Below are 15,580 nucleotides of genomic sequence, written 5' to 3'. Positions count from 1 at the left end.
ATATCGATGCAAAAACTATTTACAACCGCTGTTTTTTCACTGTTGATGCTGGCTGGGTTAAACTCAAATGCCCAAACCCGCAAAGCTGTTTTCATTATTGCCGATGGCATTCCTGCTGACGTTATTGAAAAGCTTAACACTCCTAACCTAAAGTTAATAGCAAAACAAGGCACTTATTTGCGCGCCCACGTTGGCGGCGAAAAGGGTGGGTATTCGCAAACGCCAACCATATCCGCCAATGGCTATAACAGTTTACTTACCGCTACCTGGGTTAATAAGCACAATGTTTGGGGTAATGATATTAAAGCGCCAAACTATAACTACTGGAATGTTTTCAGGATGTTTAAAAATGCTTATCCCAACAAAAAAACAGCCGTATTTAGCAGCTGGACAGATAACCGCACCAAATTAATAGGCGATAAACTGCCCGAAGCCGGAAATACCCATCCCGATTATGCTTATGATGGTTATGAACTGGATACGGTGAAATTTCCGCACGATAAAGCAGGTAACTACATGCACTTGATTGATGAGCAGGTTGCAAATTCGGCCGCTGAATGTATTAAAACCAAAGCGCCCGATTTATCATGGGTGTACCTGGAATATACCGATGATATGGGCCACAGGTACGGCGACAGTCCCCAATATTATGATGCCATTGAAAAAATGGACGCGCAGGTTGGCCGCATTTGGGCAGCAATACAATACCGCAAACAACATTTTAAAGAAGACTGGCTGATCTTTATCACCACAGATCACGGCCGCAGCGAAGCCAACGGTAAAGACCACGGCGGTCAAAGCACCCGCCAGCGCTCAACCTGGATGGTGACCAGCTATCGTCCGTTAAATAATTATGCTAAATACTATACACCGGGTATTGTTGATATTACTCCATCTATCAATAGCTTTTTAAATGTAAAAGTACCTGAAGCGCAACAACGTGAGGTAGATGGCATCTCGTTAATTGGTACGGTATCGGTAGCGGAGCCTATGGCCAATTATGTGCAAGGTTCGTTAGATATTAGCTGGAAAGCAATGGATGATAAAGGTAACGTGAAGATTTGGGTTGCTGCTGATAATGCTTATAAGGAAGGCAAGCCGGATGAATATAAATTGCTGGCCACGGTGCCTGTTACTAATGGGCATGTGCTTGTTGATGTCAAAAATATGCCGTCGAAGTTTTACAAAGTTGTTATTGAGGGGATGAATAATACCGTGAACAGGTGGGTTGTGTTGGAAGAGAAGAAGTAAGCAGAATTGTCTGAACTCGAATTTTAGGGAATTTTGAGAATTTATTGAATTTGATTAGCATTCTGTTAATTCCTTAAATTCTTTAAAATTCCAGTTCAGACAACTCATGTGATTAAGTCAGAGACTTAACCGGTTTTACACCACGGGTTACGCTACCGCTAAACCCGCGGCAGTGACTTTTAAATAAACAGAAACGCCGGGAGCAAGCCCGGCGTTTTCTGTTTTATGTGATGCTTTTTTCAAATCCAATCAATCCCCAAAATCCACCCAAATCCCGGTTCAGAAAAAAAGCCGGGTTATTCAAACCGGCTCTCTTTATATTCTGTTAATTCTAAAATTCTGTAAATTCTGATTCAGACAATCTCACTCAGACAGCTTTCCCCATCACAGGATCAGTATAGCTATGCTTACCGTTCTCAACCCGGCCTGCAAAGCGACGCTCATATTGAGCAGCACCTTCAACCTGAACACCGAAATCATACCAGTTATGGTTTTTACTTAAATTTAAAACTAAGCTGGCGGTGCCATTAGCCTTAACGGCTATTTTATGAGCACCTGTTTTATAGCCGTGATCTGTCACGGCAACGGTATGTGCTTTAGCACTGTGGTTGATAACTTTTACCAAAGCGTTACCTGTCAGCTTACCGGCAACCTGTTCATATTCACAAACAATGTCTAATGCCGGGTCGGCGGCGGTGCCTTTGTATTCGCGGTAGAAACCGTTGGGGCCGTAGGTACGGAGGTGATATTCGCTGTTTTCAAATTCATGTAGCGGCCATGCATCGGCAAGGGTATCACCAGCTTTGGCGGTGTAAGCCCAGGTGCGCAGGTCTTCCATTTTTTGTGGGTCGGCCATGGTGGCGTATTTTCCCGGCGCGTACACATTGAATGGCGAGCCTAAAGCTTTAGCTCCAAATGCCTTGTTGCTGGCTGTGAATTTAACCTCGAACGATTTTTTATCGGCGCTCAGCTTGCCATCAGCATAAAGTTCGTACGGAAGCGCAGATGATTGTTTAATGCCTTTTTCCTGCTGAGGCATGTATGGTGATGAGTGTGGATCTTTATTGATCTGCGCTATCTCATCAGCAGTAAGCAGTTTATAATCCGAAGGCAGTTTTTTAAACTGCGCCTTATGGATGCTCTCTAAAAAAGCTTCGCGTGGTACAAATTCCGGGTTCTCAATTTTTTCGCCATTGTACGGGCGGAAAACACTCGATAAATCGCCGCAAACTGTTCTGCGCCATTCGCTGATGTTTGGCTCGGTTACTTTTTTGCCGGTTTTATGGCTTAAATAGTTCTCTAAAAATTGAAGAGTTGAAGTATGGTCAAACACTTCTGAGTTTACCCAACCGCCGCGGCTCCATGGGGATGCGATCACCAATGGCACACGGAAACCTAAGCCTATCGGGCTTTCACGGTCAAATACTTCGGGGAAGTTATTGCGGGCTTTTTCCTGTTCTAAGGTTACAAACTCAACGCTGGCATCAATACCTTCTGATACTTTACCTGTGCCCGGTTTGTGAGGGTTCGCGGCAGAGAACGGTGGCACGTGATCAAAATAACCATCGTTTTCATCGTATGCTAAAATGAAGATTGTTTTTTTCCAAACTTCAGGGTTTTGCGTAAGGATATCCATTACCTCTGATACATACCAGGCACCATACCAGGCCGAGCTTGGATGATCAGAAAAATGCTCAGGGGCCGAAAGCCAGCTTACCGTTGGCAGCTCGCCGCTTTGAACATCTGCGCGGAACTGGTGCAATACGTCGCCTTTAGGTACTAATACTTCGCGTTCGGTACCATCATCGTTATATTTTAATGGCGCTAAAGTGCGGTAATGCGGATCATTAGTGTTGGTAACAAAACCTTTTTGGTGCAGGTTTTTTTCGCGTTGCGATAGGCTGGCGAATTTATTTGCATCAACACCGGCCATATCCTTTTTGGTTTGCTCCAGATCACGCTGCTTTTGTTTTAGTTGTTTTTGCAGGTGATCGATATGCGCATCGCCAGCTGGTAAAGCAGCGATCTGCTTTTCGAGTGCGGTTATCTCTTCAGGCAGTTTGGCCGATTTATTTTGCAGGTTAGCGATATGCTTATCGTACAGTTTAATGTTGTACTGACCGAAAAATTCCAGCGCGTTATCCTGGAAGTTTGATAACCACGGATCTTCCTCGCCTTCTAAACCTGTATCTATAGCTACCTCGTTCTGGTAGTGTTTCCATGAGATGTTATGATCTTCTAATCGCTCGGGGAAGGTAGCCCAGTTTAGGGTACCGTAATCCATATCATCGTTCCAAACGTGGGCCAATGAGTTTTCGTGCTGCTCAGCACGGATGGTGCCCGTCCAAAAGTATAACCTGTTTGGATTGGTGCCGGTTAATGATGAGCAAAAGTTTTGATCACAAACGGTAAAGGCATCGGCCAAAGCGTAATAAAACGGAATATCCTCACGGTTATGGAAGCCCATGGTTAGCGGCATGTTCGAGTATTCTTTAATGCTGTTCTTTTTAACATTAAGCCATTGGTCAAACTTGCCATCGTTACGGGCGTTTACCTGGTTGCCCCACGAGTGCGGCAACGAACTCATCCAGGTAGCTTTAGTGTTTTTTATGTCGAGATGGAAAGGCGCGTAAGTTTCACCTTTTTTGTTTGATTGCAGCCATACCTTGTTTTTGTTTGGCAGATCGATAACGCGTGGGTCATTATAACCACGTACACCTTTCAGCATGCCATAAGTATGATCGAACGAGCGGTTTTCCTGCATCAGGATCACAATATGCTCGGCATCCAGGTAGCTGCTGCCGGGGGCCGGGTTAATGGCCATTGCTTTTTGAATAGATTCGGGCAAAACGCTGGCTAAACCGGCCGCGCCGGTTAGTAATGCCGCTTTTTTAAGAAAATCTCTCCTTGAATCAGACATATGTGTTTGAGGTATATTTTAGTATTGAGTTTAATACGTATTGATGGTTACAAGTTAAGCCTTGAGGCATAAACTATCAACCATGAATTAACTGTCTTTACGTGCGGCAATCACCTGCTCACACAGTCCAAATGATAGCGTCATTCCGTTTCCGCCCATTCCATTTATCAACGTTACGCCCGGTTCAACATCTGCAACCAGTTCGTAAGCGCCGTTGGTCATTTTAGGGTAGATGCCGTGCCATGATTGCAGCATTTTCCAGTCCTTAAAGTTGGCGAAGGTATGTAAGTATTCGATTATCAAATTATTAATAAATTCCTTATCAAAAGGATCGTGAACCAAGCCATATTCGTGCGAATCGCCGATAGTTAATTCCCCGCTGCCGTTTTGCGATGCCATTACGTGGATGCCCCATTTCAGGTGTGTGGCATATTGATCTTCGTAACGTTTACGCAAGGCCGGCAATGACGCCGCCGCCTGGAAACCCGGATAATGGATCATGGATAAACCACCACACAACGAAGGACCAATGCGCCATTCATCAGGCTGACTAACCAAACGCATCATCTGCAATTTACATTTGGTAATTTGAGTTTGGGCGAAAAGCTCGGGATAAAGTGTTTCAAAATCGGCTCCGCTGCAAACATAAATTTCATTAGCTTCCCAGCTTTGCGTTCCTGAACTTACTTTAGGATGCTCGATGCGGCTGATGGCGGTATTCCAATGGAACTCTACACCAAATTTTTCGGCAAGATAAGCTGCCACTTGCCCGATAGCTACGCGCGATTCAACGATCATTTCTTCACCGCTCCATAAAGCACCTTTCAAACCATCGGTGTTAATAGCCGGCGATTTGCTGAAGGCTTGTTCTGGAGATAGTACCGCGCAATCGCGGTGCGTGTGGTTTACATCTACATATTCCTTTATCACCTGCAATTCATCATCATGATAGGCAAGGTGTAATGAACCAACTTCATCGTGCCAGATCTTCGCTTCTGTACAAACTGTTTTCCAGATGCTTTTAGATAACATGGCTCGTTCAAACATTGGTCCGGTAGCCTGGCCTATGGGCCAAACCATCCCAAAATTGCGGATGGAGGCACCAACCGCACGCTCGTTACGCTCAAATACAGTTACCTTATAGCCACGAATGGCCAAAGCGCGGGCGGTAGCTAAACCTACTATACCTGCGCCGATGATGATTGCACTTTTATTATTGTTCATGGGTTCAATAGTTCATTTGTTTATTGGTTTGAAGTTTCAAAACCAATGGTGTTTTAATTGGCAGGGTTAAAGTTTAGCGTTGGCTGCTGACTTGGTTCTTCCTCCTCACTCAACTTTTTTTTATCGCGGGCCGCACTTTGCAAAAAGTAAATGAGCGAGAGGATACCGCCAATGCTGCCTACCAATGCTACTATCATTACACCTTCCTGAAAAAATGTTCCCCAGCTAATATTAGGGCGACCGAGTTCTTTTACCAACAGTACGCTCACGCTGCCCAGGTAACCCATCGAATCGGCTATGTACATGATAAAACCTACGTTGCTTTTGTAATTAAACGAGGCTATCATCCGCTCAAAAAATATGGCGTTGTAGGGTACGTAACCCATGTACAGTCCGAGGCCAACGCAGGTCATCCAAGTGGTAGGATCCATCATTTTCATACCGAACATAATGGTTGAGATGCCTACCAACACGCAACCGCTAATGATCATTAAATGGATAATACTGAATGCCCGCAGGTTTTTACGTACCAGGATGAGTAAGCTCATGACCACCAATACCACCAGCGAAATTTTGATATCAGTAGTAGTGAAAACACTATTGTCTTTAACGCCAAGGCTGGCCCAGATCTCTACCTCAAAATTATCACGTACATCGCGCATAATGGTGAGCAGTACGTACACAACAAGTGTAAGGATGATACCCGGTAAAAAGCGGATCACAAATTGTTTACGCTCGGTGGCGTTCATGGGTGTACGTTCGGAACGCGCGGATTTATCTTCTTCGGTAGGAGGGGGGATCATCTCCATACATCCTACAAAAAATATTAAAGGCAAAGCAAATAATGCCCCCGTTAAAAAAGGCATAAAGTATTCATTTACATGAAATACATCTATCAGGTTTTTGCCTTTGGTTTTAACGAAGCCCGAAGCAAATATTAAACTGATGGAAAGCACCGAAGCCATAAATTCGGTTGATCGGCGGCCTTCAAGGTAACCGAAAACCAATCCCCAGATCAATCCCAACGGGAAGCCGTTGATGAAAAGAAAAATGATACCCCAAGGCGCGGGTACAAAGGCGAAGGCCAGCAAAGCCAGCCATGCAATGCCTATCAGCGTTAAGATATAACGGGCGCGGGTTTTGCTGTTTACTTCGGCAATAAATTTAATGCCGTAAAACTTGCTGGCCATGTAGCCTATAACCTGCGCTATCACCAGCCAAACCTTATAATCAACATGAAAAAACTGGTGACCGGTAAATGTACCTGCCGCGAACGCTTTCCTGAAAGCATACATGCAGGTATACGTACCAAATGCCGAAACGGCTGCTAAAACTGAAACCAGTGCATAAGGCCATGTGGCAACTTTAGCACGTAAACGGTCAATCAGCCTCATGTTGCTTATTGGTTTATGATGTCGATCACTTGTGCAATATCGTCAATAATATGGGTAGGATCATAGCTGGCCAGCTCGTCGCGCGTAAAAATTCCGGTGGTTACGCCAATTGAGTATTTGCAGCCTGTGTTTTGGCCTTCGCGCACATCAACCTCAGTATCGCCAACTTTGGCAACTTCCAAAGCATCAGTAATACCGGCTTCGGCCATCATTTTTTGGATCATGAATGGGTGAGGGCGACCCAATTCAACTTCGTCCGAGCCAACCACATAATCGATCAGGCCTTTTTCACGCCATTGCAAACGGTTAACAATGGTATCAGCAATATCGCGCGAGAAGCCGGTGTTAATACCAACTTTTACGCCTTGCTCATGTAGTTTGGCAAAAGTTTCTTCCACATTTGGCAAGGCTTCAATCCCCGACTCAAACTGGTAAAATTTGATCATCTGCTGCACAAACTCTTTATGGATGGTGTTTACCAGTTCGTCAGTAATTACGGCTTGATCCGGCTCGTGTTCGGCCAGCATTTTGCGGATAGCTAACGTTTTTTCGTAACCCATTAGCGGGTCAATTTTAGCCAGTTCAACTTCGTAACCAGATAATTGCATAGCTGCCTGGAAGGCTTTGCTAACCTCGTGATCATCTTTAACCGTAGTGCCGGCTATATCAAATACCACTAATTTAATGCTCATAACAAAAGAATGTAATTGTTTAGCAATACTAAACTTTTTTTATTAAAATTAAACTAATTTTGTGTTAAGGTTTGGTTAAGGTGGTGAGTGGTTGAGGATAGGTGAGTAGTTGATTGAGTTGATTGGGTGAATGGTTGTGGTGTTGGTGAATAGTTGATTGGGTTGATTAAGTGAATGGTGTTTTAGTGAATGGTTTGATCCATTGATTTAGCCGCCTTAATAAAACAGAAACAAACTACTCACCTAATCAACTACTCACCTATCCTCAATCACCCACCAACCCTACTTCTTTTCCTCAAAAAAATAAATCACCAGCATGCTCGCTTTGGTATCGCCGGTGTTTTTTGGGGTGTGGGAGATGCGGCCGTCAAAAAGCATACTGTCGCCCTGGTTTAGGGTGATTATATCATCATTAAACTGGTAAGCGATCTGGCCTGATAGGATGTATTTATATTCGAAAGCTTCGGTTTCTACCAGCGGACGGGTAGCATCGGGCTCAAGTTCGAGGATAACAATATCTACTGTACTTTGACTTATAGATTGGGTAAAAATGCGCTGATAGTGAAAGCCCGTGGCGTGCTCTTTTTCAAAGTGCTCGTACTCCTGTTTTCGTTTCACCAGGATTAGTGGGGCATCGCTTTTTGAGCGGATATCTTTAAAAAACTCATTGAGATCTATCTCAAGGGCTTTAACAATATCTATTAATACAATAAGCGAGGGTATAGTGCGGCTGTTTTCAATTTGCGATATAAGGCCTTTACTTACATTGGCCCTAATGGCCAGTTCCTGTACGGTAATGTTTTTTTCGCGACGGCGTTCTTTGATCCGGTTACTGATCTGTATCAGTATATCTTCTTCCATTATATATTAAATAGCAGGTTATAGATGCGCAAAGTAATTAATACGGGTAGTTATCCAAAATGATTTTTTTGTTACCCGGTTTAATGATCTGCGTTTAATAAGGGTAGTTATATTTTATAGTTAGATGATTTACATCATAAATACGTACTGCATAGTAATTTATTGTAGAAATAATTGTGTCTTACCGACACCGATACAGAGCGTTTAAAGTGATGCTTATCAATACATTTCATAAACATTTAATATTTTCATAACAGGTATCTTCTTTATTTGCAACTAAATTTTTCAGAACATGGCACCAGCACAGTATAACCCGAAGGCAGTAGTAGAGGAAGTTTTTTCATTGTATGACAGATTTGGCGATGAGGATTATATAGGCGAACCGGTTTCGCAGCTGGAGCACATGTCGCAGGCGGCGGCGCTGGCCGAGGCCGAAGGTTATGACGATGAAGTTGTACTCGCCGCTTTCTTTCATGACATCGGTCACCTGTGTGCCGATGCCGAAGAAGCAGGCAGCATGGATGGCATGGGCAATGTTGATCACGAACGCCTTGGTGCTGATTACCTGTTGGAACGTGGTTTTTCGGAAAGGGTTGCCAATCTGGTACAGGGCCACGTGATTGCCAAAAGATATCTCACCTATAAATATCCCGAATACTACGACCGCCTTTCGGATGCCAGTAAAGCTACGCTTGAGTTTCAAGGTGGCGTAATGAGTGCCGAAGAAGCCGCTGATTTTGAGCTTAACCCGGATGCCGAGTTAATAGTAAGGTTACGCTACTGGGATGATATGGCTAAAGAAATGGAAGTGCCTGTAGATAACATCGATCATTTAAAACAAATTGCGCTTACCCACCTCCAAACCGTAAACAGCTAAAACCATCTGTTAAGTTTTTGTAATTAAAGTATAATTACTTTGTTACAAAAAGCGCCTGCTTAACACAGGGGGAACATGGATTTAAGTATAGCTTAACGCTAAATTGGTTTACTAATAATAAACAAAGTTTAGTATTGCTGTATGAAAAAATCAATTCTCTCACCCTCAAATTTTAGCAGATGAACAAGATTTACCAGAGATTAACAATTCTTTTTACAGCATTGTTTATTTGTTTGGTGCCTGCCTTAGTAATGGCTCAAACAAAAATTACGGGTAAGGTTACTGACGAAGCTCAGTTGCCTTTACCAGGAGTAAGCGTAATCATCAGCGGTACCAAATTAGGTACAGTAACTGATGTTAACGGTAATTACAGTATCAATGCTTCAAACGGGCAAACACTGGTGTTTAAATACATTGGTTATGCACCGCAAAATGTAACAGTAGGTAACGGTACTGTTTACAACGTTAACTTTAAAGCCGAAAATAAAGTACTTAACGAGGTTGTTGTAACCGCCTTGGGTATTAAAAAAGAAACCAAACGCATTGGTTACTCTGTACAGGAGGTTAAAGGTGCTGATATGGTTAAAGCCCGCGAACCTAATGCTATTAACGGCCTTGCCGGTAAAGTAGCAGGTTTAAACGTTGGTATTAACCAGGAGCTGCTTTCGGCCCCTACGGTATTATTACGTGGTTCGCCTATTAACTTTTATGTGGTTGATGGTATCCCTATTACTACCGATACCCAAAATATCACTGCCGATGATATTGACACCTATACTATATTAAAAGGCCCAACTGCTGCGGCTTTATATGGTAGCCGTGGTATTAATGGTGCTATTTTGATCACTACCAAACGTGCAAAAAGCGACACCAAAGGTTTCACTATCGAGATCAATTCAAGCACACAGTTTAACCGTGGTTTTATAGCTATCCCTAAAGTACAAAACAACTATGGTGGTGGTGATAACGATAAATACGCTTTTGGCGACGGTGCCGGCGGTGGTGTTAACGATGGTGACTACGACGTTTGGGGCCCGCGCTTAAACGCTGGTTTAATGTTGCCTCAATACGATGGCGAGTACGATCCAACCAAAACTTATACTACTACTTTTAAAGATGGATCTACCTTTACAGGTAACATCAAACCAACCCCATGGGTTGCACGTGGCGTTAACAACCTTGAAGGCTTTTTGCAAACCGGTTTGTTAACCAACAACAACATCGCTATTTCGTCATCGTCTGAGAAATCAAACGTACGTATGTCGGTTTCACATGGTTATCAGCGTGGTATTACGCCTAACACAGGTTTAAACACTATCAACTTTAACTTGTTAGGTAGCTATAACCTGAGCAAAAAATTTAAAGTAGAAGGTAACATCAACTTCAACCGTCAGTTTTCAAACAACGTTCCGGATGTAAGCTATGGTCCAAACAGTATCATTTACGGTGTTGACGTTTGGACTGGTGCTGATTGGAACATCGATGATATGCGCAGCTACTGGCAGCCTGGTAAGGAAGGTATCCAATCAAAATTTGTTGAATACAAACGTTACCAAAACCCGTGGTTCCAATCGTACGAGTGGTTAAGAGGTCAGTATAAAAATGATACTTACGCCTGGGGTTCATTTACTTATACCCCGGTTAAGGATCTGGACATTATGTTGCGTTCAAACATCAGTACCTACAACCTGTTGCGTACCGAAAAAGAGCCGTTCTCGGCACATCCTTACGGTGATGAGCACAACCACGGTAACTACCGCGAGGACCGTCGCGATTTGTTTGATAACAACACCGATTTATTGGTAAAGTATAACCTTAATGATATAAGCCATTCAGGCATTTCGGTTAATTTACTTGCCGGTGGTACCTTACGTAACCTGAAATATACATCATCATTCACCACTACCGATCAGTTGCTGATCCATGATGTTTATACTTTCCAAAACTCTATCAACCCGGTAAAAGCATACAACTTCGGTTCAAACCTGATCACTACAAGTGCTTTCGCTTCGGCAGATATCAGCTACAAAAACTTCTTTACATTATCAGCAACAGGCCGTACCGAAAAATCATCGGCACTGCAAAACCAGTCGTACTTCTATCCTTCAGTAAGTTTAAGTACTGCTGTATCTGATTATGTAAAACTTCCGGAAGTGATCTCGTTCCTGAAACTTAGAGGAAGTTATGCCAACGTAAAAGATGGTGGTACCAATGCATTTATTGGCCCTGCCGGGTATCCGCTTGGTTACGGTGCGCAGTACCAAACACCTTACGGTGGTCCGGGTTATTCAACCACTACTCCTGCATATACTTTGGCTCCGTCATATGGCAACGTAACAGCAGCCAGCGCGCCAACTTACGCTATTGATCCTAAACTGAAACCAAGCACACGTACCAACTACGAAGGTGGTTTGGAAATGCGTTTCCTTAAAGATCGTTTGGGTTTAAGCGGTACTTACTTTGTGTACAAAGATGGTCCGCGTATCTTCTCGCAAACACTTTCTGAAACTAACGGTAGCGCCCAAACTTTCTTAACCAACGGTATCACAACCCGTCGTAACGGTTATGAGATCTCGGTAAACGGTACCCCTGTTGTATCGGGCAAATTTAAATGGGATGTATTGATGAACGTAGGTACCTACAAAGAGGTTTATACTTCATTTGCCCCTGGCCAAACAGGTTTGGTACAAGGCGATCAGATAATCCACATCGGCGACCGTGTAGATCAGATATTTGGTGCTGTTGAAGCTAAAACACCAGATGGCAAGGTTATACACGATAACGCTGGTTTACCTATGTACCTGCCAAAAACTCAACTATTAGGTAACTCCGATCCTAAATTTAGCTGGGCTGTAAATAACAAGTTCAAGTATCAAAACTTCACGCTTTCATTCCAGTTTGATGGTATGGTTGGCGGCAAGATCCAGGATCTGGTTTATACTAAACTAATGCAAGGCGGTCGTGGTGCTGCTACAGACGAAGGTTTGATAGGTGCCGCACGTTTATACGAATCTGAGCATTGGGGTGATCCAGGCTTTAAAGGTTCCGTTAACCCTGATGGCTCACCAATGTTAGGTCATGATGGTGTTACACTGGCTACCGATAACACTGGAGCATTGTTAGGCCCTGCAATTAAATATGATCCTATCACCGGTAGAATAACCAACGCTTCCGAGCTAAAACTGACTGCTAACAGAACTCCGGTAAAATATGTACAGGATTACGTAAGTAAGTTTTATGCAGATGCTGAGCACACCGTAATCAGCAGAACATATGCTAAACTGAGGGAAGTTGTAATTGGTTACTCATTGCCACAATCAATTGCTAAAAGTCTGTCGTTATCAAGAGTTGATTTCTCGTTGGTTGGTCGTAACCTGCTTTATTTCTTCAAAAAAGGTTATAAAGATATCGACGTTGATCAGTACCCTGGCCGCGACCAGTTTGGATCAACAGTTGGCAGCTCGGGCTTGCAAACTCCTACTGTAAGAAGCTATGGCTTTAACATTAACGTGGTTTATTAAGCTATCATAAATAGTATTAACTATAAAATATTGCACAATGAAATCATTAAAATATAAAATAGCTTCTTTAGCAATTTTGGCGGCCGTGTCGTCGGGTTGTAAAAAGCAATTTGACAGTGCCGTTCAAAACAAAAACCTTCCTATTTCGGGTTTGTCGCCGGCGTTGTTGTTACCAAATATCGAAACCGCAATGCTTGCCCCAGCCTTTGGGCAGGATGAGCGCCAGAACCAATACACCGCCTGTAACTATTTTTACTATGGCGATAACAAGTATTGGACAGGTAGCGCTTCATTAAGCTATACCCCGCTTAATAACGTTGTGGCTATGGAGGGCGAAGCTAATGCCCTGGCCGCCACCTTGTCAAAACCTTACCTTGCACTTGGTAAATTTTTCAGGGCGTTTTACTTTGTAAACATGAGCCTTAAAGTTGGCGATTTGCCAATGAGCCAGGCTTTGCAAGGTTTAAAAAATACTACCCCGGCTTATGATACCCAAAAACAGATCTTTGTAAACTCGCTTGCTTTATTAGAAAGCGCTAACAAAGACCTGGGCGAAATGATAGCGGTAAATAAAATTACCCAGGGTACTTATGTAATTGATAGCAAATACGATTTCTTTTACAAAGGCGATCTGGCTAAATGGCAAAAAGCTATCAACACTTACCGTTTAAGGATCCTGATCTCTTTAAGCAAAAAAACAAGTGATGCCGATTTGAACGTAAAAGGTCAGTTCGCATCGATTTTAGCTGATGCTACCAAATACCCTATCATGACATCGATGGATGATAACCTGCAGTATGTTTATGATGGAGTGTTTACCTTTTACCCAAACAGCTCACGTAACTTTGGTAATGATGCAACCCGTTATAACATGGGTGCTACCTATGTTAACCTGCTGGCTTCATTAAAAGATTTACGCGTAATGAAAGTTGCAGAGCCTGCAAGGGGACTAAAATTCGATGATACCGATTTCAGGTCATTTGTAGGCGGTGTATCTGGTCAGGATCAGAGTACTATGGCTGCATTGGTTCAGGCGGGTAAAGTATCGCTTATTGGTCGTCACCGTTACTATGAAACCCTTACCGGCGAAAATACTTTTATTGTTAGCTATCCTGAAATGTGCTTCAACATTGCTGAAGCCATTAATCAGGGTTGGGCACCCGGTAACGCCGAAACATGGTACAAAAACGGCATCTTTGCCGATTTTGGTTTCTATGGTGTTAACGATGGTGATAATACCGTATTGTTCCAAAAAAGCGGCGGTTTATTGGGCGATGATGTTTCTTACAAACTGAACTTTAGCTATAACGATTATTACAACCAGGCAGCTGTTAAATATGCCGGTAATAATGTTGATGGCTGGAAACAGATCCTTACCCAAAAATATCTTGCTTTTGCACGTAACTCAGGTTTAGAGGCTTATTACCAGTGGCGCCGTACTGGTGTACCAACCTTTAGCGCTGGTGCTGGTAATACTGATAATGGAAGCATTCCGCAAAGGTACCAATACCCAACCAACGAGCGTAGCGCAAACGCGGCCAACTATAAAGCCGCGGTGCAAAGCCAGTATGGTGGTAGCGATGATATCTACCAATTAATGTGGATACTTAAATAACATCAAATTATACGTTTTAATTAATCTGATAAAGGCCCCATTATTTAGGGGCCTTTATTGTTAAAAACAAATACCATGAAAAAAGTTATTTTATTTACCCTGTTTACATTAGCACTGAGCGGCGCGTATGCCCAACAGCACAAAACACAAAATGTGGTTATTGTAACCATTGATGGCCTGCGCTGGCAGGAAGTTTTTCGCGGAGCGGATTCGGCTATTATCAACTCTAAAGATACCCAGGATAAAGACGAGGTGCGCAAGAATTTCTGGACCGATGCCAGTGCCGATCGCCGCAAGTTGCTGATGCCTTTCTTTTGGAGTACCCTGGTTGAAAAAGGCCAATTATATGGTAACCGCAATTTGGGCAGTAAAGATGAGGTAGCCAACCCTTACCACTTTTCATATCCGGGTTACAACGAGATCTTTACCGGTTTCCCAGATAAAAGGATGAATACCAACGATGCCATTTACAACCCGAACATGAACGTGTTGGAGTTTTTAAACAAGCAAAAAGGTTTTGAAGGTAAAGTTGCGGCTTTTGCATCATGGGAACGCTTTTCGCAGATATTGAGTCCTAAACGTGCGGGCATTTTAGTTAACGCGGGTTTTATGCCACTTGAGGTTGCAGGGATGAATGACCGCCTGAAACATTTGAACGAACTGCAGTTAGAAGCTCCCCGCTATGTAAGTGATTCAACCCGCATCGATTTCCTTACGTTTGAATTTGCCAAAAACTACATGATGCAATACAAGCCACGCGCATTGTATTTATCATTTGATGAGCCGGATGATATGGCCCATGCCGGTAATTATAAATTCTACCTCGATCGTATTAAACAGGAGGATGGTTTTATAAAACAGCTTTGGGATTATATCCAGGCCGAACCGACCTACAAAAACAAAACTACATTGATCATTACCTGCGATCATGGCAGGGGGGATACGCCTTTAAGAAACTGGCATGATCATGGCAGCGAAACCCCAAATTCAGAACAAACCTGGTTTGCGGTTATTGGGCCTGATACACCAGCTGCAGGCGAAGTGAAATCAACCGTAACTACCTATCATAAGCAACTGGCACAAACCATAGCTCAATTGCTTGGCTTTGATTTTAAAGCTAACGCAGGGCATGAAGTAGGTGATGCAATACCAGGAGTTACCGGTAAATAACCGGTAAAGTTTAAATTAGTTGTTTTAAAAGCCTGAACTGAAATTAGTGCCAAAT

General features: G+C 43.2%; 10 protein-coding genes. 5 read left to right on the top strand and 5 right to left on the bottom strand.

The features are described 5' to 3' along the window. Nucleotides 1-6 precede the first annotated feature (6 nt). A complete protein-coding gene (locus AAFN85_RS30580; protein WP_347531763.1) occupies nt 7-1,251 on the top strand; it encodes an alkaline phosphatase family protein in 1,245 nt (414 codons plus the stop codon). A 367-nt stretch (nt 1,252-1,618) separates the two neighbouring features. Here AAFN85_RS30580 and AAFN85_RS30575 read toward each other — a convergent pair whose 3' ends face one another. The 5 genes from AAFN85_RS30575 to AAFN85_RS30555 form a co-directional block, all read right to left on the bottom strand. Beyond that, nucleotides 1,619-4,171, bottom strand: a complete 2,553-nt coding sequence (locus AAFN85_RS30575; protein WP_347531762.1) for a phospholipase C, phosphocholine-specific — start codon at nt 4,169-4,171, stop codon at nt 1,619-1,621. Nucleotides 4,172-4,258: 87 nt separating this feature from the next. Then, complete coding sequence (locus AAFN85_RS30570) at nt 4,259-5,395, bottom strand: TIGR03364 family FAD-dependent oxidoreductase (RefSeq protein ID WP_347531761.1); 1,137 nt, start codon at nt 5,393-5,395, stop codon at nt 4,259-4,261. 53 nt (nt 5,396-5,448) lie between these two features. After that, nucleotides 5,449-6,789 carry a DUF5690 family protein gene (locus AAFN85_RS30565; protein ID WP_347531760.1) on the bottom strand — a complete coding sequence of 447 codons (1,341 nt, stop codon included), beginning with the start codon at nt 6,787-6,789 and terminating at the stop codon, nt 5,449-5,451. 5 nt (nt 6,790-6,794) lie between these two features. Then, a complete protein-coding gene (locus tag AAFN85_RS30560; RefSeq protein WP_347531759.1) occupies nt 6,795-7,481 on the bottom strand; it encodes an HAD-IA family hydrolase in 687 nt (228 codons plus the stop codon). Between the two features lie 282 nt (nt 7,482-7,763). Continuing rightward, the gene (locus tag AAFN85_RS30555; protein ID WP_347531758.1) at nt 7,764-8,342 is read right to left on the bottom strand and encodes an XRE family transcriptional regulator; all 579 of its coding nucleotides are present in this window, start codon (nt 8,340-8,342) and stop codon (nt 7,764-7,766) included. A 292-nt stretch (nt 8,343-8,634) separates the two neighbouring features. Here AAFN85_RS30555 and AAFN85_RS30550 point away from each other — a divergent pair, with 292 nt between their 5' ends. The 4 genes from AAFN85_RS30550 to AAFN85_RS30535 all read left to right on the top strand — a co-directional run bounded on the left by AAFN85_RS30550 (nt 8,635) and on the right by AAFN85_RS30535 (nt 15,525). After that, the gene (locus AAFN85_RS30550; RefSeq protein WP_347531757.1) at nt 8,635-9,219 is read left to right on the top strand and encodes a phosphonate degradation HD-domain oxygenase; all 585 of its coding nucleotides are present in this window, start codon (nt 8,635-8,637) and stop codon (nt 9,217-9,219) included. 179 nt (nt 9,220-9,398) lie between these two features. Next, on the top strand, nt 9,399-12,740 hold the full coding sequence (locus AAFN85_RS30545) for a SusC/RagA family TonB-linked outer membrane protein (RefSeq protein ID WP_347531756.1): 3,342 nt from the start codon (nt 9,399-9,401) through the stop codon (nt 12,738-12,740). A 37-nt stretch (nt 12,741-12,777) separates the two neighbouring features. Beyond that, nucleotides 12,778-14,355 (top strand): SusD/RagB family nutrient-binding outer membrane lipoprotein, encoded by a 1,578-nt coding sequence (locus tag AAFN85_RS30540; RefSeq protein WP_347531755.1) that lies wholly within the window; start codon nt 12,778-12,780, stop codon nt 14,353-14,355. Nucleotides 14,356-14,430: 75 nt separating this feature from the next. Next, nucleotides 14,431-15,525: an alkaline phosphatase family protein gene (locus tag AAFN85_RS30535; RefSeq protein ID WP_347531754.1), complete on the top strand. Its 1,095-nt coding sequence runs from the start codon at nt 14,431-14,433 to the stop codon at nt 15,523-15,525. Nucleotides 15,526-15,580: the final 55 nt, after the last annotated feature.

It is taken from the genome of Mucilaginibacter sp. CAU 1740, from assembly GCF_039839285.1.
GTDB lineage: Bacteria > Bacteroidota > Bacteroidia > Sphingobacteriales > Sphingobacteriaceae > Mucilaginibacter.
The sequence above is the reverse complement of the archived record's forward strand: the minus strand, read 5'-3'. Positions and strand labels throughout refer to the sequence as shown.